This window comes from Rhizorhabdus argentea (assembly GCF_037861105.1).
GTDB lineage: Bacteria > Pseudomonadota > Alphaproteobacteria > Sphingomonadales > Sphingomonadaceae > Rhizorhabdus > Rhizorhabdus argentea.
On record NZ_JBANFK010000003.1, the window covers coordinates 141,594 to 166,509 of the forward strand.

22 protein-coding genes and 2 riboswitches are annotated in these 24,916 nt (G+C 64.2%); of the genes, 17 read left to right on the forward strand and 5 right to left on the reverse strand.

Annotated elements, in window-relative coordinates; all coding sequences use genetic code 11:
* Nucleotides 1-3: 3 nt before the first annotated feature.
* From AAC645_RS03580 to AAC645_RS03590, 3 genes are all read left to right on the forward strand, one after another.
* Nucleotides 4-654, forward strand: a complete 651-nt coding sequence (locus AAC645_RS03580; RefSeq protein WP_340313894.1) for a CoA transferase subunit B — start codon at nucleotides 4-6, stop codon at nucleotides 652-654.
* A gap of 126 nt (nucleotides 655-780) precedes the next feature.
* Entirely contained in the window at nucleotides 781-2,085 is a 1,305-nt protein-coding gene (locus tag AAC645_RS03585) for a serine hydrolase domain-containing protein (RefSeq protein ID WP_340313895.1), read from the forward strand.
* Between the two features lie 28 nt (nucleotides 2,086-2,113).
* Nucleotides 2,114-3,091, forward strand: a complete 978-nt coding sequence (locus AAC645_RS03590; RefSeq protein WP_340313897.1) for an ROK family protein — start codon at nucleotides 2,114-2,116, stop codon at nucleotides 3,089-3,091.
* Nucleotides 3,092-3,171: 80 nt separating this feature from the next.
* Here the strand turns inward: AAC645_RS03590 and AAC645_RS03595 are convergent, their stop codons facing one another.
* Nucleotides 3,172-3,918 carry a CbtA family protein gene (locus AAC645_RS03595; RefSeq protein ID WP_340313899.1) on the reverse strand — a complete coding sequence of 249 codons (747 nt, stop codon included), beginning with the start codon at nucleotides 3,916-3,918 and terminating at the stop codon, nucleotides 3,172-3,174.
* 16 nt (nucleotides 3,919-3,934) lie between these two features.
* Nucleotides 3,935-4,162: a CbtB domain-containing protein gene (locus tag AAC645_RS03600; RefSeq protein ID WP_340313901.1), complete on the reverse strand. Its 228-nt coding sequence runs from the start codon at nucleotides 4,160-4,162 to the stop codon at nucleotides 3,935-3,937.
* Nucleotides 4,163-4,373: 211 nt separating this feature from the next.
* On the opposite strand from AAC645_RS03600, the gene AAC645_RS03605 reads away from it, so the two are divergent.
* From AAC645_RS03605 to cobU, 14 genes are all read left to right on the forward strand, one after another.
* Nucleotides 4,374-4,922 (forward strand): histidine phosphatase family protein, encoded by a 549-nt coding sequence (locus tag AAC645_RS03605; RefSeq protein ID WP_340314153.1) that lies wholly within the window; start codon nucleotides 4,374-4,376, stop codon nucleotides 4,920-4,922.
* Between the two features lie 85 nt (nucleotides 4,923-5,007).
* Nucleotides 5,008-5,254: riboswitch (cobalamin riboswitch) on the forward strand.
* Between the two features lie 224 nt (nucleotides 5,255-5,478).
* Nucleotides 5,479-7,476, forward strand: a complete 1,998-nt coding sequence (locus tag AAC645_RS03610; RefSeq protein WP_340313903.1) for a TonB-dependent receptor — start codon at nucleotides 5,479-5,481, stop codon at nucleotides 7,474-7,476.
* Between the two features lie 81 nt (nucleotides 7,477-7,557).
* A riboswitch (cobalamin riboswitch) is annotated at nucleotides 7,558-7,783 on the forward strand.
* Nucleotides 7,784-8,016: 233 nt separating this feature from the next.
* Nucleotides 8,017-9,063: a cobalamin biosynthesis protein CobW gene (gene cobW / locus AAC645_RS03615; RefSeq protein ID WP_340313906.1), complete on the forward strand. Its 1,047-nt coding sequence runs from the start codon at nucleotides 8,017-8,019 to the stop codon at nucleotides 9,061-9,063.
* Nucleotides 9,063-12,782: a cobaltochelatase subunit CobN gene (cobN, locus tag AAC645_RS03620; RefSeq protein ID WP_340313907.1), complete on the forward strand. Its 3,720-nt coding sequence runs from the start codon at nucleotides 9,063-9,065 to the stop codon at nucleotides 12,780-12,782. Before cobW ends, cobN begins: the two co-directional genes overlap by 1 nt.
* Before the next feature lie 2 nt (nucleotides 12,783-12,784).
* Nucleotides 12,785-13,393: a cob(I)yrinic acid a,c-diamide adenosyltransferase gene (gene cobO / locus AAC645_RS03625; RefSeq protein ID WP_340313908.1), complete on the forward strand. Its 609-nt coding sequence runs from the start codon at nucleotides 12,785-12,787 to the stop codon at nucleotides 13,391-13,393.
* Nucleotides 13,393-14,043 carry a 5,6-dimethylbenzimidazole synthase gene (gene bluB, locus AAC645_RS03630; protein WP_340313910.1) on the forward strand — a complete coding sequence of 217 codons (651 nt, stop codon included), beginning with the start codon at nucleotides 13,393-13,395 and terminating at the stop codon, nucleotides 14,041-14,043. Before cobO ends, bluB begins: the two co-directional genes overlap by 1 nt.
* 44 nt (nucleotides 14,044-14,087) lie before the next feature.
* Nucleotides 14,088-14,495, forward strand: a complete 408-nt coding sequence (locus tag AAC645_RS03635; protein ID WP_340313912.1) for a DUF1636 domain-containing protein — start codon at nucleotides 14,088-14,090, stop codon at nucleotides 14,493-14,495.
* The gene (gene cobT, locus AAC645_RS03640; RefSeq protein ID WP_340313914.1) at nucleotides 14,492-15,508 is read left to right on the forward strand and encodes a nicotinate-nucleotide--dimethylbenzimidazole phosphoribosyltransferase; all 1,017 of its coding nucleotides are present in this window, start codon (nucleotides 14,492-14,494) and stop codon (nucleotides 15,506-15,508) included. The genes AAC645_RS03635 and cobT overlap by 4 nt, the downstream gene beginning before the upstream one ends.
* A complete protein-coding gene (locus AAC645_RS03645; RefSeq protein WP_340313916.1) occupies nucleotides 15,505-16,071 on the forward strand; it encodes a histidine phosphatase family protein in 567 nt (188 codons plus the stop codon). The genes cobT and AAC645_RS03645 overlap by 4 nt, the downstream gene beginning before the upstream one ends.
* Complete coding sequence (gene cobS, locus AAC645_RS03650) at nucleotides 16,068-16,787, forward strand: adenosylcobinamide-GDP ribazoletransferase (RefSeq protein ID WP_340313918.1); 720 nt, start codon at nucleotides 16,068-16,070, stop codon at nucleotides 16,785-16,787. Before AAC645_RS03645 ends, cobS begins: the two co-directional genes overlap by 4 nt.
* The gene (locus AAC645_RS03655; RefSeq protein WP_340313920.1) at nucleotides 16,784-17,758 is read left to right on the forward strand and encodes a threonine-phosphate decarboxylase; all 975 of its coding nucleotides are present in this window, start codon (nucleotides 16,784-16,786) and stop codon (nucleotides 17,756-17,758) included. The genes cobS and AAC645_RS03655 overlap by 4 nt, the downstream gene beginning before the upstream one ends.
* Nucleotides 17,751-18,689 (forward strand): adenosylcobinamide-phosphate synthase CbiB, encoded by a 939-nt coding sequence (gene cbiB, locus AAC645_RS03660; RefSeq protein WP_340313922.1) that lies wholly within the window; start codon nucleotides 17,751-17,753, stop codon nucleotides 18,687-18,689. The genes AAC645_RS03655 and cbiB overlap by 8 nt, the downstream gene beginning before the upstream one ends.
* Nucleotides 18,677-20,134 (forward strand): cobyric acid synthase, encoded by a 1,458-nt coding sequence (locus AAC645_RS03665; protein ID WP_340313924.1) that lies wholly within the window; start codon nucleotides 18,677-18,679, stop codon nucleotides 20,132-20,134. Before cbiB ends, AAC645_RS03665 begins: the two co-directional genes overlap by 13 nt.
* Entirely contained in the window at nucleotides 20,134-20,655 is a 522-nt protein-coding gene (cobU, locus tag AAC645_RS03670; protein ID WP_340313926.1) for a bifunctional adenosylcobinamide kinase/adenosylcobinamide-phosphate guanylyltransferase, read from the forward strand. Before AAC645_RS03665 ends, cobU begins: the two co-directional genes overlap by 1 nt.
* Before the next feature lie 35 nt (nucleotides 20,656-20,690).
* Here cobU and AAC645_RS03675 read toward each other — a convergent pair whose 3' ends face one another.
* The 3 genes from AAC645_RS03675 to AAC645_RS03685 all read right to left on the reverse strand — a co-directional run bounded on the left by AAC645_RS03675 (nucleotide 20,691) and on the right by AAC645_RS03685 (nucleotide 24,403).
* Nucleotides 20,691-21,899, reverse strand: coding sequence for an acyl-CoA dehydrogenase family protein (locus AAC645_RS03675; protein WP_340313928.1), 1,209 nt, complete (start codon nucleotides 21,897-21,899; stop codon nucleotides 20,691-20,693).
* Nucleotides 21,900-22,057: 158 nt separating this feature from the next.
* Nucleotides 22,058-22,945, reverse strand: coding sequence for an alpha/beta hydrolase family protein (locus tag AAC645_RS03680; protein ID WP_340313930.1), 888 nt, complete (start codon nucleotides 22,943-22,945; stop codon nucleotides 22,058-22,060).
* A gap of 87 nt (nucleotides 22,946-23,032) precedes the next feature.
* Entirely contained in the window at nucleotides 23,033-24,403 is a 1,371-nt protein-coding gene (locus AAC645_RS03685; RefSeq protein ID WP_340313932.1) for an MFS transporter, read from the reverse strand.
* Nucleotides 24,404-24,916: the final 513 nt, after the last annotated feature.

Consider the following 24,916-nt stretch of genomic DNA (forward strand, 5'->3'; position numbering starts at 1 on the left):
AAGATGGCCACGGCAGTGAAGGGCTGGGATCGCAATCAGATGGCGGCGCGCGCTGCGCGCGAGCTTCAGGACGGTTATTACGTCAACCTCGGCATCGGCATCCCGACACTGGTTGCAAACAACATCCCGGAAGGGATGACGGTGACGTTGCAATCCGAGAACGGTATGCTCGGCATCGGTCCCTTCCCCTTCGAGGGCGAGGAGGATGCCGACCTGATCAACGCCGGCAAGCAGACCATCAGCCAGTTGCCCTCGACGAGCTTCTTCTCCAGCGCCGACAGCTTCGCGATGATCCGCGGCGGTCATATCGACCTGACGGTGCTCGGCGCGATGGAAGTCTCCGAAGGGGGCGACATCGCTAATTGGATGATCCCCGGAAAGATGGTGAAGGGCATGGGGGGGGCCATGGACCTCGTTGCCGGCGTCAAGAAGATCATCGTGGTGATGGAGCATACGTCGAAGAACGGCGATCCGAAGTTCATTCCGGCCTGCACGCTGCCGCTGACCGGCAAGAACGTGGTTGACATGATCGTGACCGACCTCGCCGTGTTCCAGCGGCCCGACCACCATTCTCCGTTCAGGCTGATCGAGCTGGCGCCGGGTGTCACCGCAGAGGAGCTCGCGTCGAAGACCACTGCCAAATATCTGAGCTGACGGTCTTTCGATGCCGCGTTGGATGGTGCATGTCGTGGGTTGAGCGGCAGTGGGCCGGGCGGGCGTTCGCCACCCGACCTGCTATGCCTGCCGTCCCTCCTGCCTGCTGGTCCCGTCCCCGCGCTCATGTCCGATAAAGATATCAAGGCCAATTCGCTGGCTCCGCCGGAAGCAGAGGTGCCCGCTGTCGTTCAGATCGAGCGTGGGCTGGTGGTGGCCGGCGCGGTCCTCGTTGCGCTCCTGATCGCCTTTCTCGCTGCCGGTGGGTTTTATCTGCGCAGGACGCAGGAGACCGCCAGGCCGCCGGTCGCCCGGCTGTCGATCGACCTCAGCCGTATCGGCATCAGCAAGAGCGGCCCGACCCGGATCGATTATCGCCGGCTCGATCAGCGGATGCGTGAGCTTGCCGCCGAACGGTCGGTGGTGGGTGTCGCGATCGTCACCATCGAGAATGGCGAGATCAGCTTCGCCAAGGGCTATGGCGTCACCACCGATGGGCCCGAGGGGAAGCCGGTCGATGCGCATACCGTGTTCCGCTGGGCATCCGTTTCGAAGGGAGTGGCCGCGACCTTGCTCACCAAGATGGCGGCAGAGAAGAAATTGTCGCTGAGCGACCCGGTCTCGCGCTGGGCACCATCGCTCAAGCTGCCGAAGGATGCGCAGAATGTCGCGACCATCGACAACCTCCTGTCGCAGAGCCTGGGCATCTGGAAGAACGCCTATGATCGCGACCTGGAGGATGGCAAGGATCCGAAGGAGATCCGCAGTCGGCTGAACCAGATCCCGCTGCTGTGCCCTCCGGGCAAATGCTACAGCTATCAGAACATCGCCTATGACGCCGCTAGCGAAGCGGCCGAACATGCCGGCCGCAAAAGCTATGCTCAGCTGGTTCAGGAAGAGATATTCGGCCCCCTTGGGATGCAATCGGCGACCACGACCCGCGAGGGCCTGGAGTCTTCGCCGAGCTGGGCGCGTCCCCATCAGGGCCGGCGCGAGCTGAAGGTGGCGGACGCCTATTACAGGACGCCGGCGGCCGGCGGGATCAACTCGTCGATCATTGATCTCGGCATCTGGATGCGCGCCCAGATGGGCGAAGCGCCCCGCGTGCTGTCGCCGAAGGTTTTGCGCCAACTGCATTCGCCGCGGATTCGCACCTTCTCCGTCCACCGCCAGCGCGAACTCGACCAGGTGCTCAAGGATGCTTCCTACGGCCTCGGCTGGCGGATCTGGCATTATGCCGGCCGCGAGGTGATCGGTCATCGGGGAGCGGTTGACGGATATCGCTCGCTGATCCTGTTCGATCCGATCCTCAAGGCTGGCGTAGGCATGCTTTGGAACTCGAACGCGGTCGAACCGACCGGGATGCAGCTCGAAGTTTTCGACATGCTCTATCACCAGCCGACGAAGGACTGGCTTGAGCTGGAGAAATAGAGCTCCTGCTCAGCTGGAGTTGGCGCCCATGATATCAAGCGATCACGCAACCCCGACAGGGCCAACCGTGGCCTTTGACGAGCAGCGTCCAGCAGTTCAGGAGAATGATGGGGATCTGCTCTACGGCTGCCTCGAGGCAGGGGGCACCAAATTCCTGTGCTCGGTCGGCAAGCCGGGCCAGCCTTGGCTGGAACGGACCTCGATAGCCACCGAAGCCCCTGGCCCGACTATGAATGCCACGCTGACCTTCTTCAAGGAGGCACAGGCGCGTCACGGCCCGATGGCCTCGATCGGCGTTGCCAGTTTCGGCCCACTGCAGCTGGATCCCGGCGCTCCGGATTGGGGTGCGCTTCGGAGGACGCCGAAGAAGGGATGGAGCGGCGTGTCGCCAGCGGCCAGCCTTCGATCAGAATTCGCTATCCCCGTTGGACTGGACACGGATGTCAACGCGGCTGCCATGGCCGAAGCCGCCGAGATGGCAGACGGCGATCGCTCGACCCTCGTTTACATCACCATCGGGACCGGCATTGGGGGCGGCGCCGTTATCGCCGGGCTGCCCGTACATGGTTTTCGACATCCGGAAATGGGGCATATCGCCCCGCCCCGTCATCCCCTCGATCAAGATTTTCCCGGCGTCTGTCCCCATCATGGCGGCTGCATCGAAGGGCTGGCCAGTGGTCCCGCAATTATGGCGCGGTGGGGGCAAAAGCTCTCCGACCTTGCGGCCGATCACCCGGCACATGAGATAGCAGCCTGGTACCTCGCCCATCTTGCGGTAGCGGTCATGAGCGTGCTCTCGCCAAACCGGATAGTCTTCGGCGGCGGCGTGATGAACGCGCCTGGGCTCCTGCAACGGGTCAGGACCCACGCTGCGCGGATCAACGCCGGCTATTTCGCAGAGAGCGCCGACCTTGCCGAGATCATTCGTGGCTCCGTGCTGGGACAGGAAGCGGGCCTGATCGGGGCGCTGCTGCTGGCCAGGCGAGCCGCAGGGCAGGCCTGCTGAGTCAGGTCTGGATCAGATCAGTTCGAACCCCGTACGATCGGTCGGGGGTACAAGTTCAACTGAAGAGCAGAGCCCTCGCTTCATCGGCTGCGCGAGGCAGATCGTCGTAATCTGCGGTCCGCCACGGCCCCGAAGACCACCCCGATCACCACCCACAATGCGAGTTGAAGTGCGATCGCCGCAACGCGGAAGTTCCAGAGCACGACGGCCGGGAAATCGGCCGGCACTTCGTCGATCGCCGGTAGCGCGAACTGCACCGCGGTGACGATGGCAATGTAGCCGGCCACACTGATCAGCGCGGCGTTGAATGATCCGAGGCGACCGCTGAGCAGCCGGCTTATCTTCACCGCGATAACCATGGCCACGAGCGACAGGGCGATCATCGAAAAATAGGCGACGGTCCGGAAAGCCACGGTTTCATGCTGGCCGACGGCGGGCGGGGTCGGCGGATATTTCAGCGCGGGAACCAGCGCAATGGCGATGAAGGCGCCGATTGCCAACAGAAGAGCCAATGACCGCGGTCCGCTGGATGCCGCACGTCCATAGACGAGCGCAAATACGAGCGCGAAGATGCCGCCGACTGCCGCGCCATACAAGGTCAGTGCGGTGAGCAGGCCGAGTCCTTTCTGGGTGGTGCGACTGACCAGCTCGGGATCTTCGGTCGTGACCATGCCGGGCATGTCATGCGCTTCGTGTGCCGCGTGGGAGGCTTCGTAGGCAATTGCGAGATCGACCTGGGGTTCAGCTACGACGCGCGCGAACAAGGTGACGAGAACCGCGGCGAGAATGCCGGCGAGCATCCCGCGAACGAGCAAATCTCTGACCATGACCTATTCCCCCGCCTTAGTGGCAGGGGAATCCGAGGAGATGGCGTCCGTCGTGAACGAACTCATGAACGTACATGCCGCTGAACAGCGACAGCGCACCTTGTTCGGTGCTGACGAAATAGAGGAAGATCATCGCCAGCAGCGTTCCGAAAATACCCCATGGCACGATGTCTCGCAGCGGTATGACCACCGTTCCCGGCAACGGGATGAAGATGTCGTCTGCGAAAAGGGCTGCCGTGGCCATTGTCATGCTCCTTTCGGGATTCCGCGTCCCGCCGGTGTTCCAATCGGTCCGAGGAAGGTCTGACTCTCGACAGCGGACAAAGGCTGACGATAACAGTGGCGCGACCGTGCCGGAATTACACCGGCTTCTTCCTCGGTCATTGCAGGAATCGCTGTAGGCCGAAATCCGCCACAGCGTCAACGATCCATGGAGACCAGCCCTGGCCAGCCGACTGACATTCCTCTGCCATGCGGCCACGGCCTCGGCCCGCCAAGGCGGCTTTTCCGGTCCGGGAGATCCACTCGACGACGGCGGAAATCGCAAGGCGGCCGGCTATAAACTGCCCGCCAGCGTAGAACTCGTAATGGTCAGCCCGGCCCTGGCTGCCCGACAAACCGCCAATGCGTTGGCTCTCGATGCATCGGTCGTCGACAGCCTGCGCGACATCGACCATGGCGCGTGGGCAGGGCAGGGCTTCGAGGCGATCCAGCGGCGCGATGCAGGCGCGCTCTCGGCGTGGTTGGCCGACCCGGCGAAAGGTGCGCCCGGTGGGGAAAGCCTGTCCGATGTCGTCGCACGTGTGTCGCGCTGGTTGCAGGCGCAGACGGAGCGCAACACGCATATCCTGGCCATAACCCACCCGATGGTCGTCAGGGCAGCGCTCGTGGCTGCGCTGGATCTGTCTCCGGCATCGACGATGCGGATCGACATTGGGCCGCTCGCCGCGACGCATATGTCGTTCAACCGGATCTGGCGGCTTCAGTCGCTCAACGTCGATTGATCGCTGGCGCGCGCCGCCCCCCTTGCGGCGCAGTATCGCTTCGCCTAATGGCCGCCCCGTCCAAGCCCGTGCCGCAAGGCCGTGCAGGGACATAGATCGCGCCGGTGCCTCGCAAGAGGCTTAAAACGGGAATGCGGTACGGGGGGCTTCTCCCAAATCCGCAGCTGTCCCTGCAACTGTAAGCGGCGAGCGCGATGCACATGTGCGGTGCGGACGAGATGTCCCGAGCCGCCAGCCACTGGGCCGGACGCTAAGTCATGCGAGGCCTGGGAAGGCCGTGCATCGAGCGATGACCCGCGAGCCAGGAGACCTGCCGGCGTCTGGTCGCTCTTGCTTTGGTCCAGGGGATGACCGGGGCACGGTTTCTTCCGTCTGAGCGACGAACGAGCGGCTGGGGCCGCACGGATGCGCACGTCTGTCGCCCTCGGGCGCCCGGCGGTCGTGCGCGCCGACCGTTCGTGAACGGCACGCCCCGGCCCGACGTCGCTTGGCGCCGACGGGGACGGGAATGAAGAACATCATCGGTTTATGGATGTGGTGGCCTGGATGCGCAGCTATGGCCATTGCGTGCAGCGCGACACCGGCATTGGCACAGACCCAGGAAGGTCAGGCGGCGCCTGCGCCGGAACCAGCCGGCGATATCGTCGTCTTCGGCCGCGGCGAGGCGAAGATCGGCGTGGCGCACGCGGCCAGCGAGGGCACGATTGCCGGCGCTGACCTGCTCGTCCGCCCCTTGTTGCGTGTCGCCGAACTGCTTGAAGCAGTGCCCGGCATGGTCGCCGCCCAGCATTCGGGCAGCGGCAAGGCCAATCAATATTTCCTCCGCGGTTTCAATCTCGATCACGGTTCCGACTTCGCGACCTATATCGATGGCGTACCGATGAACTTGCGTACCCACGGTCACGGCCAAGGCTATCTCGACCTCAACGGGCTCATCCCCGAAATCGTCGCACGCGAAGATTTCCGTAAAGGCTCGTACCGCGCTGATGGCGGCGATTTCGCGCTGGCAGGCGCAGCTTACATGACGACGATCGATGGCTTCGCTACGCCATGGATCTCGGTCGAGGGAGGTTCGTACGGCTATGGCCGCATCGCGGCCGGCGGCACGATAGGCGGCGCAGGTTCAGGCAAGCTGACGCTGGTCGCGCAGGCCAAGATCTATAACGGTCCCTGGGAATCACCCGAACATCTGCGGCATGGCTCGGGTTTCGCCAAATATACGGCGCCCGCCGGTGCGGGACAGGTCGAAGCGTCGTTTCATGCCTATCATGCAACGTGGCACCCGACCGAGCAGATACCCGAGCGGATCATCGGTTCCGCCATCTGCAGAGATGTCTTCTGCTCGCCCGACTCCACCGCGCGCGGCGAGACCAGTCGGCTCGTCGCCAACGTCGCGGTTCGCCAGCCCGACTGGCACGCGAACCTCTATGGCCAGTTCTACGACTGGTCGATGTATTCCAATCCTACCTACACCGACCCCGACGGGACCAGCGCCCAAATCCGCCAATTCGACAGGCGCTGGATCGTTGGTGCGCGGGGCGAGAAGCGCTGGACCGTGACGCCGGCTCTCACCTTGTCTCTCGGCACGGAAGAGCGATACGATCACATCGGCAACGTTGGCGTCTATCGGACGAGCGCACGATTATTCCTCGCGTCGCTTGGTCGCCATCATGTCGAGGAAGCCTCGGCAGCGCTATACGGCGAGGCGAGTTGGATGCCCTTCACTGGCCTTCGTCTGATCGGCGGCGTGCGCGGCGACTATTACCACTATGTCGTGCGTGCGAAGGACCAGGCGGCGGGCATCGCCGGAGAGGGCAATGGCAATGATGCAATCTTCTCACCGAGGGTGTCGATAGCCTACTCCCCGACCCGTCGGCTCGAGCTCTATGGCAACTGGGGCCGCGGCTTTCATTCCAACGATGTGCGGGGCGCGGTCAACGCCGAGGCGCCGGTGCCCGTGCTCGTGCGGGGTGAAGGCCGTGAAGTCGGCGCTAGATGGCAATTGCCCGGTTTTGCGCTGACCGCGACCTATTGGTGGTTGAACGTCGACAGCGAACTGCGCTTCATCGGCGACTCCAACGCGGTCGAGCCTACGGGCGCAAGCAAGCGCCGCGGCTATGAGTTGGTGGCATTCTGGCGGCCGAAGACCTGGTTGGCGATCGACGGCAACTATACCGCGAGCCGGTCGCGATACGGCAATGGAGACCGCATCCCGAACGCCTTCGAAAACGCCGCATCGGCCGGCGTCGCTTTGGTGTTCGATCCGTGGGAGGCTAGCATCCGTGTCCGCCACCTCGGCCCCTATCCGCTGATCGAAGACAACAGCGTCAGGGACTCGGGCAGCACGGTTGTCAACCTGCGCGCAGCCCGCAAGCTGGGGCATTTCGAGATTTATGGCGAGGTGCTCAACGTCCTCAACAGCCGCGACAAGGACATCGCCTATTATTACGAATCCTATATCCCCTCGTTCGATACAGCGGGACCAGCCGTGGGGCGGCTGAGCCGCGTGGTAGAGCCACGCACTTTGCGCCTCGGCGGCCGGATGAACTTCTAGGAAGCGCCGCTCCGAGCCACAAAGAGCAGTTGGTATGACCCGCAAATGTGGTTATGAGCGGCGTCAGGCAGGAGGTAACTCCTGCCATTAGATCGCGCCGGTGCCTCGCAAGAGGCTTAAAACGGGAATGCGGTGCGGGAGGTTCCTCCCAAATCCGCGGCTGTCCCTGCAACTGTAAGCGGCGAGCGAGATGTGCATGTGCTCCTCCATCCGGAAGGGCACGGTCACTGGATCGATCCGATCCGGGAAGGCGCACATCGAGCTGCGACCCGCGAGCCAGGAGACCTGCCGGCGTCTGGTCGCTCTTGCTTTGGTCCAGGGATTGGCCGGGGCACGGTTCTTCCGTCTGAGCGACGAACGATGCGGCGGGTGCCGCGCGGTTGTGTGACGATGGGTGCCTTTGGCGCCCGCCCGTCGTCGCGTGCCGGCCGTTCGTGCTCGCGAGCGGTAAGCCCCGTCACCGATGTCGCTCAGGTGCCGGGGAATCCCGATGAAGGCCAATATTGTCCGCTTGCCCGCCGCTCGATGGGAGCGCCGCGCATGAGCAAGATACCGACGACGGTGATCACCGGCTTTCTCGGCGCCGGGAAGACCACGCTGATCCGCCATCTTCTGCAGAATGCGAGGGGCCGGCGACTCGCGCTGATCGTCAACGAGTTCGGCGACGTCGGCGTCGATGGCGAGTTGCTCAAGGGCTGCAACGACCAGGCGTGCCCCGACGACGACATCGTCGAGCTCGCCAATGGCTGCATCTGCTGCACCGTCGCCGACGATTTCCTGCCGACGATGCAGAAGCTGCTCGACCGCCCCAATCCGCCCGAGCATATCATCATCGAGACCTCGGGCCTGGCGCTGCCCAAGCCGTTGCTCAAGGCGTTTCAATGGCCCGAGATCCGGACCCGCTCGACAGTCGACGGGGTGATCGCGCTGATCGATGCCGATGCGGTGTCGGCGGGGCGCTTTGCTGCCGATGAAGCGGCGCTGGCGCTCGCCCGAGCGGCCGATCCGACCCTCGATCATGACAGCCCGCTCGAGGAATTGTTCGAGGATCAGCTCGCTTGCGCGGATCTCGTCATTCTCAACAAGGCCGATCTGGTCGATGCGGCGACGCTTGCGAAGATCGAGGCCGATATTGCCGGGGATACCCGCAGCGGCGTGAAGATCGTGCGTGCCGATCATGGCGCGGTCGATGCAACTGTGCTGCTCGGCCTGTTCGCGGGAGCCGAAGACGACCTGCAGGCGCGGCCATCGCATCATGATGCCGAACCCGATCATGACCATGACGACTTCGACAGCTTCGTGGTCAAGGGCGGTGAGGTAGACGATGTCGCGCCCTTGCTGGCGGCGATGTCGGAGCAGATTGCGGCACACGACATCCTGCGCATCAAGGGCATGATCGCAATTCGCGACAAGCCGGCGCGGCTAGTGATCCAGGCGGTGGGCCCCCGTATCCAGCATTATTTCGATCGTGCCTGGACCGCCCAGGAAGCGCGCCAGTCGCAACTCGTCGTGATCGGACAAAAAGGCCTTCGTCAGCCGGCGATCGAGGCGGCGTTGTTGGCGGTGCTGGGCGGAGTCGCCGCCTGATGCATCTTCTGGCTGCCACGCCGGGAACGGTCTCCAATGGCGACGAGGCGATCGACCTCGCCCAGTCGCCGGGCGAGATTGTCTTCCTGACCGTGGCCGACAGCGAACTCGCCTGCTTCGCGCAGGCGGCCGGGATGCTGGGGGAGGGCGCGCCGACGATCCGCCTGGCCAATCTGCTCCAGCTCAAGCATCCCTATTCGGTCGATCTCTATGTGGAGAAGGTGATTGCGCAGGCGAGGTTCGTCTGCGTCATGCTGCTCGGGGGAAAGGCCTATTGGCCCTATGGCGTCGACGAGATCGCTCGGGTGGCGCGCGAGAAGGGCATCGCCTTCGCGGCGATCGCCGATGGACGCGAACCCGATCCCGCGCTCGATGCTGCCTCGACCTTGCCGGTCGAAACGCTGACCCGGCTGCGCGATTATCTGCGCCAGGGCGGGATAGCCAACGCGGTGAGCTTCCTGCGTCACGCTGCGGCGCTTGTCGGCCAGGACATCGGGCGGCCGGATGATCCCGTGCCTGTTGCCGATGCAGGACTGCACGTGCCGGGGCATGAACGGCCGACGCTGGACGACGCCCGCAAGCGCTGGATCGAAGGCCAGCCGGTTGCCTTGTTCACATTTTACCGCGCGCTGACCGTGGCAGGTACGCTCGAAGCGGTCGATGCACTGGTTGCGGCGCTGGAGGCGCGCGGGCTGAACGTTGTCGCGGTCCATGTCCGCGCGCTGCGCGAGCCATTTGCGATCGACTGGCTGCGCGGTGTGATCGGTGAGATCCGGCCCGACATAATCCTGAACGCGACGTCCTTCGCGGCATCGTCTCCGGGCGACGACCGGCTCACCAGCGTGCTCGAAAATGCGGACTGCCCGATATTGCAGACGGTCTTTGCCGGTGTCGAAGAGAAGAGCTGGCGCGAAAGCCCTCGCGGCCTGGGTACCCGCGATCTGGCGATGAACGTCGCGCTGCCCGAGGTCGATGGTCGGCTGTTCACCCGCGCCGTCGCATTCAAGGCGGCGGAGCGGTTCGACGAGCGCACCGAGTGCGGTATCGTCGTGCCGCGCGTCGCGCCCGACCGGGTAGCTTTCGTCGCCGATCTCGCGGCCGGCTGGGCACGGCTGCGCCGGACGCCCGCGGCCGATCGGCGGATCGCGCTGGTGCTCGCCAATTATCCCAATCGCGACGGCCGGATCGGCAATGGCGTGGGTCTTGATACGCCCGCCAGCGCCGCCGCGATCCTTGGGGCTCTGCGAGACGTCGGATACGCGGTGGAAGGCGCGCCTGCACACGGTGCTGCGATGATGGACATCATGCTCTCCGGCGTGACCAACGCGCCGGGATCGGCCAGTCACCGGAGCGGGATCGCGCTGTCGCTGGATGACTATCATATCGCCTTCGATGCGCTTCCCGAGGCCGTCCGGGCAGCAGTCGCAGAACGCTGGGGCAACCCCATCGATGATCCGTTCGTCCGGAACGGCGCCTTCCGGCTGCCGGTTCATCGCTTCGGCAATGTCGTGGTCGCGGTCCAGCCGGCGCGCGGCTATGATATCGATCCCAAGACCAGCTATCATGATCCGGCGCTGGTCCCGCCGCATGGCTATCTCGCCTTCCATATCTGGCTGAACCAGCATTTCGGCGCGCATGCGGTCGTCCATGTCGGTAAGCACGGCAATCTCGAATGGCTGCCCGGCAAGGCGCTGGCGCTGTCGGAGAACTGCTTTCCCGAAATATGTGCCGGGCCAGTGCCGCAGCTCTATCCGTTCATCGTCAACGACCCCGGCGAGGGCACCCAGGCGAAGCGGCGGATCGGTGCGGCGATCATCGACCATCTCACGCCGCCACTGACGCGCGCGGAGAGCTATGGCCCGCTCAAGCAGCTCGAGGCGCTGGTCGACGAATATTATCTGGCGGCGGGCATGGACCCGCGCCGGATCGATCATCTCAAGGGCGAAATCCTCGCGCTGGCCCGCTCCCAGGGACTCGACGCCGATGCAGGGGCTGTCGGCGAGGGCGAAGACGCGCTGGCGGCGCTCGACAATTATCTGTGCGAGCTGAAGGAAATGCAGATCCGTGATGGGCTGCATGTCTTCACGCAGTCCCCCGCGGGCCGGCTGCGCACCGATTTGCTGATCGCGCTCGCCCGGACGCCGCGCGGCCATGACCTCCCAGGCCAGGCCTCGCTGCTTCGCGCACTTGCCGACGACCTGAAGCTCGATTTCGATCCGCTCGACTGCACGATGGGCGACGCCTGGGCAGGTGCGCGGCCTGCCGTGCTCATGAAGCTGTCCATCGACCCTTGGCGCACACACGGCGATACCATCGAGCGCCTGGAGCTCCTGGCAAGTGCGCTGGTCGAAGGCGCCATCCCGCCGGGGCCAGCGTCTGAAGCGGTCATGCAGATGCTGCTCGGCGACCTGTCGCGGCGGGTCGATGCCTGTGGCGATGCCGAACGAGGCGCCTTGCTCGCCGGCCTCGATGGCCATTTCATCCAGCCGGGCCCGTCGGGCGCGCCGACGCGCGGGCGGCCGGACGTGCTGCCAACCGGACGCAATTTCTATTCGGTCGACACCCGATCTGTGCCGACCGCGACCGCCTGGGAGCTTGGCCGGCGCTCGGCGCAACTACTGGTGGATGATTATTTCCAGCGCGAGGGCGAATATCCGCGCGCGATGGCGCTCAATGCCTGGGGCACCGCGAACATGCGAACCGGCGGCGACGACATCGCCCAGGCGCTTGCGCTGATGGGCGTGCGGCCGCGCTGGGACTGGACTTCGGGCCGGGTGATCGGCTTCGAGGTGATGAAGGTTGTCGAACTCGGCCGGCCCCGGGTCGACGTGACGCTTCGCGTCTCGGGCTTCTTCCGCGATGCCTTCCCCGAGCAGATCGACCTGATCGATTCCGCCGCCCGTGCGGTGATGGCGCTCGACGAGCCGGCCGACGATAATCCTGCGGCCGCCCGCCACCGTGCCGAAACCGCGCGGCTGATCGACGAAGGCAGCGATGCCAAGCCGGCGGCGTTGCGGGCGGGCTATCGTGTGTTCGGATCCAAGCCGGGTGCCTATGGCGCCGGGCTTCAGGCGATGATCGACGAGAAGCTGTGGCATGACCGCGCCGATCTCGCGAATGTCTATCTCGACTGGGGCAGCTATGCCTATGGATCGGGTGTGGAAGGCGACGCTGAACGCGCGCTGTTCACGCAGCGGCTGATCCAGGCCGACGCGGTCGTGCAAAATCAGGATAATCGCGAGCATGATTTGCTCGACAGCGACGATTATTACCAGTTCGAAGGCGGTATCGCATCGGCTGTCGAGCATCTCTCGGGCAAGCGCCCGCGCGCTTATCATAACGATCACAGCCGGCCCGAACGGCCGGTCGTTCGCACGCTGGAGGACGAGATCGGCCGTGTCGTGCGAGCACGCGTGACCAATCCCAAATGGATCGCGGGGGTGATGCGGCACGGCTATAAGGGCGCGTTCGAGATCGCCGCCTCGGTCGATTATCTGTTCGCCTTCGCCGCCACCACCCATGCGGTGCGCGACCATCATTTCGACGCCGTCCATGCCGCCTTCATCGAAGACGAGACGGTGCGCGCGTTCATGGCCGAAGCGAATCCCGCCGCCTTGCGCGAAACTGCGGCCCGCCTTGCCGAGGCACTCGACCGCGGGATGTGGAAACCGAAATCCAACAGCGCGGGCCTCTTGCTCGCCGAGCTCCAGGGAGCATGACGATGGTCGAACGCACCGACGAACAACACGCCGAAAAGATGAAGAAGAAGCAGGCGGCGCACGACAAGATCATTGCGTCGAAGACGATCGAGAAGGGCCTGCTGATCGTCCACACCGGCAAGGGCAAGGGAAAGACCACCGCCGCGCTCGGCATGGTCATTCGCGCGATCGGCCATGGCAAGAAGATCGGTGTCGTCCAGTTCGTCAAGGGTGCGATGACGACGGGCGAAAAGGTCGTGTTCGACGCTTTCCCGTCGCAGGTCGAATTCAAGCCGATGGGCGAGGGCTTCACCTGGAACACGCAGGACCGCAGCCGCGACATCGCCCTGGCGCGCGAAGCGTGGGATGAGGTCCGACGCATGGTCGCCGATCCGGCTTACGACATGGTGCTGGCCGACGAGCTGAATATCGTCCTGCGCTACGACTATCTGCCGCTCGATGAGGTCCTCGACGTGCTCGGCGTGAAGCCCGAGGCGAAGCATGTCATCGTTACGGGCCGCAACGCGCCGGAGCGCCTTATCGAAGCCGCCGACCTCGTTACCGAGATGACGCTCGTCAAGCATCCGTTCCGCGAGCAGGGCGTCAAGGCGCAGGCGGGTATCGAGTTCTGATGGACGCCGATGCCACGCCTCTGGCGGGTTTCCCTGATGCCTCGGCAATTGAGAGGCTGCTCGTCTGGCGGCGCGACGTGCGGTATTTCGAGACCCGCCCGATCGACGATGCCGAGATGGACCGGCTGTTCGCTCTGGTTCAGCTCGCGCCATCGGTGGGGAATGCCCAGCCGTGGCGTTTTGTGCGCGTCTGCACGCCTGCCTTGCGATCGGAGTTAGCCGATCATGTCGACGCGGCAGCGCGCCTGGCAGGCCAGCGCTATGACGGCGATGAGCGTAGCGCGCTCTACCAGTCGCTCAAGCTGCATGGGCTGCGCGAGGCCCCTGAGATCCTCGCGGTCTTCTCGGACGAGAAACCGGACCAAGGCCATGGCCTTGGCATCGCCACCATGCCGGAGGCGCTGCGCTATTCTACGGTGCTGGCCATCCATACCCTGTGGCTTGCAGCGCAGAGCCGTGGCGTCGGCCTTGGCTGGGTGTCGATCGTCGATCCAGCGCATGTCGCGAAGCTGCTCGACGCGCCGGCGCACTGGCACTTCATGGCATTGCTATGCCTCGGCTATGCCGAAACTCCCTCCGAAACCCCTGAACTGGCGCGTCGCGGCTGGCAGTCCCGGCAGGATTGGCGAGCCCATGTCAGCGCGCGTTGAGCCTGACGCCTTCCGTCACGGCATATTACAATGGAAGACAGCCAATGCTGAAGCCAGTGAACGACGGTCCAGCCATCGTCGTATGCAATACCTGTCGTTTCTCCAAGGAAGCGCGCGAAGACGGTCATGGCGCGCTCGGCGGTGCTCGTCTGGTCGAGGCGTTGCGTGCCGCCAAGGCCGCGGACCCGGGCTATGACACGGTCGACGTGCACGAGATGCCCTGCCTGTTCGCCTGCACGGATCATTGCACGGTGCACCTGCGCGCGCCGGGCAAGGTCGGCTATGTGCTCGGCCGCTTCACGCCCGATGCAGAGGCGGCGCAAGCGATCCTTGACTATGCAGTCCATTATGCGGCGAGCGAGCACGGACGGGTGCCGTTCGCCAAATGGCCGCAGGGGGTGAAGGGGCATTTCATTACCCGCATCCCGCCTGCCGGGTTCATCGTCGAATGAGCGCATATCCAAATCGTGCCGCCTTCGAGGCGGCTCTCGTCGATCTCCCCCAGGCCGACGAGGGCGCGATCGGCGCGGCGCGTGCGCGGCAGGCGAACCTCACCAAGCCGGCTGGGTCGCTCGGCCTGCTGGAGAATATCGCCATCTTCCTCGCCGGCTGGCAGGCACGTGCGCGGCCTCGGATCGATCGCGGCCGGGTGGCGGTTTTCGCCGGCAATCACGGTTTCACGGTCCATGGCGTCAGCGCCTACCCGTCCGAAGTCACCGCCCAGATGGTGGGCAATTTCGAGATGGGCGGCGCGGCGATCAACGCGCTGGCGGGCGCTGCGGGACTGGAGCTCAAGGTCGTCGCGCTCGATCTCGACCGGCCGACCGCCGATTTCACCGTCGCACCCGCGATGGACGAGGACGAATGCCTTGCTGCATTGTCGGCGGGGCGCGCGGCGGTCGATCCCCACCTCGATCTGCTCGTTGTCGGGGAAATGGGGATCGGCAATTCGACCGCCGCCGCGGCGCTGTGCCTGCGCAGCTTCGGAGGTTCCGCGGCCGAATGGGTCGGACCGGGCACCGGCGTCGACGATGCCGGCATCGGCCGAAAATGCGCCGTGGTCGATCGCGCCATCGCCTTTCATCGCGATGCCCCGGCGACGGCATTCGAAACGCTGCGGCGGCTGGGCGGCCGGGAAATCGCCGCGATCGCCGGCGCGGTGATCGAGGCGCGGCAGCGGCGGATACCGGTCGTGCTCGACGGCTTCATCAGCTGCGCAGCCCTGGCACCGCTTGCTGCCGCATCGCCGGCGATCGTCGATCATTGCATTGCGGGACACCGCTCGGCCGAACCAGGCCATATCCGGCTGCTCGAACGGCTCGGCCTTCAGCCGTTGCTCAGCCTGGACATGCGGCTCGGCGAGGGGAGTGGTGCGGCAGTCGCAGTCGCCGTCATCCGGTCTGCGCTCGCCGCGCATGATGGCATGGCAACCTTTGCCGAAGCGGGCGTGGCAGGGCGCGAATGAGCGTCCTGCTCCATCTCCTGCGTCATGGCGCGCCCGAACTTCCGGGGCGGATGATGGGCCGTACCGATGTCGCGCCCACGCCGGAGGGCATCGCCGCCTGCGTCGATCAGGTTGCCGATCTGGAGATCGACGTTCTGATTTCCTCTGACCTGAGCCGCGCCGGTAAAGCGGCCAACGCCATTGCAGCCCTGTCGGGACGGCCGCTGATCACGGATGCGCGATGGCGCGAACTGGATTTCGGAGACTGGGATGGCCGTGCGGCAAGCGAGATCGATCCCGGCGCGCTCGGCCGTTTCTGGGATGATCCCGATGCGCATGCTCCGCCGAACGGCGAGCGATGGACGAGCCTCACTGCGCGGGTCGGCGCCGCGATCAAGGAAGTCTCTGCCGGCTCGACATTGGTGGTCACCCATGGTGGTGCGATGCGGGCTGCCTTGGGAGTGCTGTGTTGTTTCGACCAGCGGCAGATCTGGGCGTTCGACCTGCCTTACGCGTCGCTGCTGTCGCTGAAGCTGTGGCCAGGCGAGAAGGCGGCGGCGCAGATTGTGGGGTTGTGGCCGTGAGCGGCTTCATCCTCGCGCTCCAATTCCTGACCCGGTTACCGACACCCAACGCCCGCGCCGACGGAGACGCGTTCGCGCGGTCGATTCGCTGGTTTCCCGCTGTCGGACTGGTGGTCGGCGCACTCGTGATGGCGGCAGCCTGGGCCGGCAGGCATGTCGACTCGTGGACGGGAGCCGTTGCCGGACTGGTCGCCTGGGTGCTGGTGACCGGCGCGCTCCATCTCGACGGACTGTCCGACCTCGCAGACGCCATCGGGGCGGCGCATAAGGATCGCAGGCGATTGCTCGCGGTACTCGCCGATCCGCATGTCGGCAGCTTCGGCGTGGTCGCCATCGCCCTGCAACTGATCGTCAAGTTCGTCCTGCTTCACGCGATGATCGAGCGTGATCTGCTCGTCGCGCTGATCTTGGTGCCCTTCGCGGCGCGCATAGGTCCGCTGCTGTGGGTGCGCTGGCTGCCGCCGCTGCATGATGGCCTCGGTTCGCTGTTCAGGGGTGTGATCCGGCCGGCCGATATAGCCGCCTGGACCGTGCTGTTGATTGCCGGGCTATGGTTCGCACCCGCGTTGCTCGCCGCGCCGATCCTGATCGCTGGCTGGAGCTGGTGGTTGGGACGCAAGGTCGGCGGGATCTCTGGCGACGGGCATGGCGCGGGAATCGAGCTGGTAGAAACCGGACTCCTCGTCGCGCTGGTCGCCGAGGCGGCGCTGCGATGAGCCAATGGACGTTTCACGGCGGCCGAGTGGCTGAGGCGCGCGCTTTTTATGGGGGCGAGGCGTGGCTCGATCTATCGACGGGCATCAATCCCGATCCATGGCCAGGGGTGGCCAGTCTGGATATCGACTGGCAGCGCCTTCCCGACCAAACGGCCCTCGACGAACTCGAAGAAGCGGCTGCGGCCTATTTGAGCGTCGATCCAGCCTTTGTTTGTGCCGTGCCGGGTACGGAAATCGGCCTGCGGCTGCTGAGCGACATCGGCGTAGCGATAACTGCCTATATTGCACCGACGTATCGCACCCATGCGGAGCTGGTTACGTCTCGCGTCGCTATCGAGGCGCGCGCTTTGCCCTGGCCGTCGGAAAGCCTGATCCTGGCCAATCCGAACAATCCGGATGGACGGACCTTCGGGCGAGACCTGCTGTGCGGGCAACTGGCGCAGGCTGCGCGGTCCGAACATTGGCTGGTGATCGATGAGGCCTTTGCGGATGTTGCCCCGGCAACGAGCCTGACGGATCAGATCGGGGATGACCGACGGTTGATCATCTTCCGCTCCTTCGGGAAATTCTTCGGGCTGGCGGGTGTGCGGCTCGGTTTCGTGCTGGGTCCGCGCGAGATCATCTCGCGCTTCCGCCGCAAGCTCGGCAGCTGGCCGGTAACAGCCGCTGCGCTGGCGATCGGCACGCCAGCCTATCGCGACCAGCTGTGGATCGAGGCGACGCGGCAGCGTTTGCGCCAGCAGGCGAAGGCCCTCGATGCGGTTCTTCACCGCCATGGTTTCGTCCCGATCGGCGACTGCCCATTGTTCCGTTTGATAGAGACTCCCGATGCCGCGGCGCTGTTCGATGGGCTGGCGCGCCAGTCGATCCTGACCCGGCCTTTCGACGATCAGCCGCACTGGCTACGGATAGGCCTGCCCGGCAGTGACGAGGCGCTGGCGCGACTAGACCGGGCGCTCGCCCATGGCTGAACCGGTGGCCCTCGCCGCGCTGGCCCTGGACGCCGCGATCGGCTGGCCGGCGGGGCTATATCGACGCGTCGGGCATCCGGTAGGCGCCTTCGCCCGGATCATAACCTGGTGCGATGCGCGTTGGAATGGACCGGGGCGGAGCGATGCCTTTCGCCGTACAGCCGGGATGGTGACTGTCCTGATCCTGGTCTTCCTCGTCGGCGGCTTGGCGTTCGCGCTGCAATGCGGTCTGCTCGGGCTGTTCGGCCTATGGGGCTGGTTGGCGGTCGCGGTACTGGGCGCCCCCGGTCTTGCGCAACGAAGCCTCTGCGATCACGCCCGTCCGATCGCGACGGCCCTCGCGGCGGGCGACCTTCAGGCTGCGCGCCAAGCCGTGAGCATGATCGTCGGCCGCGATACCCAAGGCCTCGATGAGGCCGGCGTCGCCCGCGCCGCGATAGAGAGCCTGGCCGAAAGCTTTTGCGATGGCGTGGCCGCACCCGGTTTCTGGCTGGTGCTGGGAGGTCTGCCCGGCATCTGGATCTACAAGGCAATCAACACTGCCGACAGCATGATCGGCCACCGCGAGCCGCGTTGGCGCGCTTTCGGCTGGGCGGCGGCCCGCACCGACGACCTGCTCAATCTGATACCGGCGCGGCTGTCGGGCGCCGTAATCTGCGTTGCCGGTTTCGGCGGCTGGCGGACGATGTGGCGCGATGCCGGAAAACATGCTTCGCCCAATGCCGGGTGGCCGGAGGCCGCAATGGCGGGCGTGCTGCGGCTGCGGCTGGCAGGCCCGATCGTCTATGACGACGTGCTGCACGAGAAGCCGTGGATCGGCGATGGCCGACACGATGCGACCGCGAAGGATGTCGACCGCGGCCTGCTTGTTTATCTGCGCGCTTGCCTGTGCCTTTGGCTCATAGCAGGAGGCGTCGCATGGCTGCTGTGATGCTGCAGGGGACCGGCTCGGATGTCGGCAAGTCGGTGCTCGTCGCCGGCATCTGCCGCGCGCTTGCCAATCGTGGCCTGCGGGTGCGCCCGTTCAAGCCGCAGAATATGTCGAACAACGCGGCCGTCACCGTGGATGGGGGCGAAATCGGCCGGGCGCAGGCGCTCCAGGCGATCGCCGCGCGGGTCGAACCGCACAGCGACATGAATCCGGTCCTGCTCAAGCCGCAGGCCGATCGCATTTCGCAGCTCATAGTCAATGGCAAGGTCCGCGGCACGCTGGGCGCGGGCAATTTCCGCGAGGCGCGAGGCGCGCTGCTGGGTGAAGTGATGGCAAGCTACCGTCGGCTGCAGGCGCAGTGCGATATCGTCGTCATTGAAGGGGCAGGGTCGCCCGCGGAGATCAACCTGCGCGCGGGCGACATCGCCAATATGGGTTTCGCCCGGGCGGCCGATGTGCCCGTGCTGCTGGTCGGCGACATCGACAGGGGCGGGGTCATCGCCGCCATCGTCGGCACCAAGGCGGTCATCGACGCCGCCGACGCGGCAATGATCCGCGGTTTTATCATCAACAAGTTTCGCGGCGACCCGGCGCTGTTCGAGGACGGCTATCGTCAGATCGAGGCGATATCCGGCTGGCCTGGCTTTGGCGTGGTGCCATGGCTGGCAGCGACCGCGCGCCTGCCCAGCGAAGATGCGGTCATCCTCGAAAAGCCGATCGCCGGCGGCGAGGGGCGAAAGCTGATCGCCTCCCCGATCCTCCCGCGCATCTCGAACTTTGATGACCTCGATCCGCTCAAGCTCGAGCCCGATGTCGAACTTCGCATGATACCCCCTGGGCAGCCGATACCCTCGGACGCCGCGCTGATCATATTGGCTGGTTCGAAGGCCACGCTCGCCGACATGACCGCCATGCGCGCCGAGGGCTGGGATATCGACATTCTGGCGCACCATCGCCGCGGCGGGATGATTCTCGGCCTGTGCGGCGGTTATCAGATGCTGGGCAGGCAGATCCGCGATCCGGATGGACTGGAAGGGGCGCCGGCGGCGGTCGCCGGCCTTGGCTTGCTCGATGTCGAGACTGTCCTCACGCCGGTCAAGGCGCTGCGGGCGGTCAAGGGCGAGGCACTGGGTGCCAGCTTCGAGGGATATGAGATGCATATGGGCGACACGAGCGGCCCAGGCACCCATCGGCCGCTTGCCATCTTCGACGATGGCCGCAGCGATGGAGCAATCAGTGGGGACGGCATGGTGCTGGGCAGCTATGTGCACGGCCTGTTGTCCGATCCCGATCAGCGCCGGGCGCTTCTCTCACGCTTGGGGATCGATGGGGGAGGGCGCGATTATCGCGCCTCCGTCGACCAGGCGCTCGATGAGATTGCGGCGATGCTGGAGGAGCATGTCGACATTGATGGGCTCATCGCTCTTGCGAAGGGAGCCGCCTGATGAATGCGGAAGGAACTGGTCGGCTGCTGGTTCTCGGTGGAGCACGATCCGGCAAGAGCCGCTACGCACAGGAACGCGCTGAAGGGAGGTCCGGTGAGTTGGTCTTCGTCGCAACGGCCCAGCCTTTCGATGAGGAGATGCGGGACCGCATCGCGCATCACCGGGCAGATCGAGGCGATCGCTGGTCGACGATCGAGGTGCCGCTCGACCTTCCCGGGTGCATCTTGAGCGAAGCGCGAGCCGGACGCGTCCTTCTGGTCGACTGCCTGACGCTGTGGACCTCCAACATTCTGCTTGCGGAACGCGACGTCGAGCAGGAGGCGCAACGGTTGCAGGCCTCGATCGCTGCGGCCGATGGGGCGATCATCCTCGTCTCCAACGAAGTCGGCCTCGGTATCGTGCCGGACAATTCCCTGGCGAGAAGGTTTCGTGATGCGGCCGGTTCGATCAACCAGGCGGTTGCCCGCATCTGTGATAACGTGGTCTTTGTCGCGGCCGGGCTGCCCATGCATCTGAAGTGAGATGATGCGCCGCCTGGCTCGCCGATTGCGACGGATCAAATTTCCGGCATGTTGCGGATGTTTGATTTTCCCCCGGTCAAAGCCCGTCCGAGCAGTTCCAGAGAGAGGCCGGCATTGAGCGCATTATGGCGCGAGCCGACATTCAGGTCCCGCCACTGCCGCTGGATCGTATTGGTCAGTGCGAATGCTCCCGGCCCGGCGATGTCCAACAATATTTCTCCCGCCTCGCGTATCAGGCGCATGGCATAGCCGCAGTCGGCCTGGGTTCGGACCTTCTCCATCTTGGAAACGGTGCGCTCCTGCGCAATGTGGTCCAACATATCGCATGCGCGGTATACGTGCAGCCATGCCGAATCGATCTTGATCGCGGCTTCTCCCAGCTTCGCCAGCAAGAGTTCCGAATCGGATTGGCGCTGATATTGCCAGCCGATGATCGGGCGCTCGTTCATCTTTTGCCGGACAGCCTCGAACATCCCAGCGGCCGCGCCCAGCATGGAGGGAAGGACCGTCAGCCCGAACTGCGGTTCGACTGGCCAAAAATCGCGTGCTTCGGTGTGGCCTTCCCCAATAAAGCTGGACATGTTCGCCAAGTGGTCGTCGAGCAAGACAAGGGCCGCGGGGACGAAGTGGCCTTCGGCCTTCACCCTATTGCTGCCGGATGCCGACAGCCCCGCCACATTCCAGTCCCTGATGATCTCGACGTTTTCATTCGACAGATCGAGGAAGGCATTGCCGGAACCCACCTGCACTCCGTTTTCGTCGCGGATCAAGACGCCGCAACATGCCCAGTCGGCGTGGAGGCATCCGGAAGCGTAAGGCCATTGCCCCGAAACGAGATACCCGCCCTCAGACCAGGTGGCGATCCCGGTCTTGGCCCCCACGAAGCAACTAAATCCGTTGCCTCTTCCTCGAAGCAATTGTGCCTGTGCCTCCGGCAAGGAAGCCGCCATGCCGGTCGTTGCTGCGACGAGGCCGTAAGCCCAGGCAGAACCGGCACATGTCTTGGCTATCTCGGCTACCGTTTCAACGAAGGTGCGCATCGATGCTCCTTCGCCGCCAGCGCGGCGCGCGACGGTCATCCGAAAAAGCCCGGCGGACTTCAATGCGTCGAAAACAGGCGGCGCAATACAGCCTTGCTCTTCCGCGATGCCGGCATATTCGGCGATCAGCGGCTGCAAGGATCGGACCCGCTCGACAGGATCCAAAAGACCGTCGGTATCCTGCTTTTTATCCATGAGAGCCATGCCAATTCTCCAGATGATAGTTGCTCGCCACCCGCCGGCGCTGTCTGGCGTCTGTTATTCCCGCCTCGAGGTTGTCCGAACCCTTAGGCCACCTCGCAAGCCGGGCATGTCATGACCAGATCCGCGCCACCGCGACGAGACGGGAGCGGTCGCTGGCGCTAAAAACCGCATCTTTGCCGCAGCCATTGTATAGTCAGGCGGGCAAGGGCAATCCGCTTCGTCAGAAAGCTGTGATCGGAGTCGAGGATCACTTCGTCGAATGCCCGCACGCCAGCATCGCGCATCGCCTGGGCAATCGGCTTATGGCAGGTTTCGAGAGGCGCGACACTGTCTCTCAACGCCCCGACGAGAAGGATATTTTTCTCCACAAGCCTATGCGCCTGGACAGTTGGCCTCATGCGATCGATTTCCGCTGGCGTCATCGCCTTCATTGTACCCTCTACGTCTACCCGACCAGCGGTCAGGGCCTTTACCGCATCCAACTGCACCTTCATTTGCGCCGCCAATTCAAGATTCTGTGAATCGGCCATGCTGTTTGCAGCGACCGCGATGGCGGACTGGATCAGCGGATCCTCGGCGCATGCGGACAAACTCACATTGCCGCCACCACCGCTCAATCCCATCACGGCGATGCGTGAAGCGTCGCTGCGCCACGCATGCCCTTTCGCCGTCCTTATGTCGCCGACGCAGGTCGATCGCACATACTCTGCTGCCGCCCGAAGATCGTCCACCGCACCGGTCAGCGTGTATTTGTGCTGGTTGTCCCACATGCCCCTGGGATGGAAGGTCATCACGTTGATGCCCGCTGTCATAAGCGGGATGATGACGCTCTCCAGCCGGTCGCCGCCGAACCACTGCGGGCTCAGAATGACAGTTCCCTTCAACTCCCGCCCCTGCGATATCCAAACTGTGGCGTGGACGACAGAGCCCTGGCTGACGAAGTGGGTAACGAACTGTTCAAACGGGAATTCAGGATCATTGACGCACGGGTCGCAAGTCGTCGGGTCTATCAGGCTGTTCGGATCGAACTTAGCGTTGGCATTCATCTCCTAGTCCTTCTGCGCTGACATTCATCGAAGCTTTCTTGCCGGTTCTGTTCGGACCAGCACTTCACCTGGTTCTCCGCTCGCTTCTCAATCTTTGGCTTCCGTTAGTTGGTAAGCGCGCTCGGTCAGGCCGAAGCCGCACACGACTATGCCGATCAAGGAGATCGGAAGAATCAACGCCAATATTGACCAGCCCAGCATTTCGCTGGACTGAAAAACCGAATCCGTAAGGACGCCCACGATAGCCGGACCCAGGCCGATGCTGCACAATGCCAATATCAGGAACTGGAGCGCTACGATCTGGCCGCGCATATTGGCTGGAACCGCCTCCTGCAGCGCGAGAGGGGCTGCGCTCTGGGCCATCGCGACACTGAATAGGATCACCCCAAAGCACAGGATGGCGAGCCGGGGATCGGGCATCAGCCCGAACAGGGACGCAGGCAGCAGAGCCAAGTAGCCGAACAGCATGGGGCGGGTTCGAGCGCTCAAGAGCCTGCGTGCGATCATACGATCCGAAATCGCGCCACTAAGCAACGTGCCTGCCACAGATCCAACGATCATGGCCGTACCAATTCCCAATGCAGTGCTTGCAGGCGGGAGGCCGAAGCGCCGTTCAAGCAGAGTCGGCGCCCACGCGGCGGTGCCGTAACCAGCTGTCGCCATGAGCGTGCTGGCGACCGAGATCCGGATCAGCAGCGCTTTATGTGCCCATACATAGCTTAGAAATGCGCCGAGCGAGACATTGTCGCCGGGAACCGCATTCCGCCTCTTAGGCTCTTTGATCGTCAGCATGAGCAAACAGCCAAAAAGGCCGGGCAGACCCGCAAACAGAAACAGGAGGCGCCACGGCTCCAGCTTTATCAGCCCTGCCATATCCAGGCCCGCTGGCGGTATGAGGCTCAGCAAGGCTCCGCCAAGGAGAAGCGAGGCTCCCGAGCCCAATGACATGGCCACATAGTAGATGCTCGTGGCGCGGCCCCGCTGTTTGGGCTCGAAAAAATCTATGAGGAGAGAATAGGCCGCGGGGCCGAGTACCGCTTCCCCGATGCCCACACCCGTCCGCAGTAGGAGCAACTCGATGTAGCTACCTGCGAACGCCGACAGCGACGTGAGCAGGCTCCACGCGAATAGCCCGTACATTATGATGTTCCGTCGGTCCTTGCGATCGACGAGCCTGCCGAAGGGAATACCGAAAATAGCGTAGGTGATCGCGAAACCATAGCCATGCAGAAGCGCGAACTGCGTGTCGCTGATGGCGAACTCGGTCTTCAGCGGCGTGACAATAATCGTCGTGATGTGCCGATCAAGCTGCGACAGGAGCGTGACGACGCACAGTATGCCCAAGGCATACCACGCCATACTCCACCGCGGCGATTCGTCCGTGGATGCCAGCACTAGCCGGGTCGGTCGCTCCTCGACCGCCGTCAGAGTTGATGCAGGTTCCGCTTCGGTCGCCATCACGATGATCCTTGTTCGTAACGGCACCGATAGACGGATCCTGGGAGCACCAAGCGAAGCCGATCAGATATGTTGCCGCGAGGCAGTACCCAACGATGCAAGAAATGCCAGGAAGGCACCGAGGCACTCCTCGAACCGTTGGAAATACAGCTCATGGCCGATTCCAAACGGCTTCGTATGGGTATTCTAGAGGAAGGCGCGTTTCCGCTCCTGCCTCGTCAAGGCGCGCGGCCTTCCTGTGGGTGCCTGGATAAGCGTCAGCACCTGCAAGGTTGGCGGCAGCAGTGGCAAGTCGATGGCGGGAACGGGCAGGCGAGGGCCGAGAGATCTTAGGCATTTCGTGATTCCTGCCTCTCGTGGACGAAAGCGCCTATGACGTCCTGTCAGTGCGATGTGCTCGGGCTTTGAATACTCAGGCTAGAAGCTGTAGCTCGAACAGGGCGGGCCGCATCAAGTGAGTTTTGCAAACTCTGACATTTGCATGATTCATGATGGGGGTCGGCGATGGCCCGA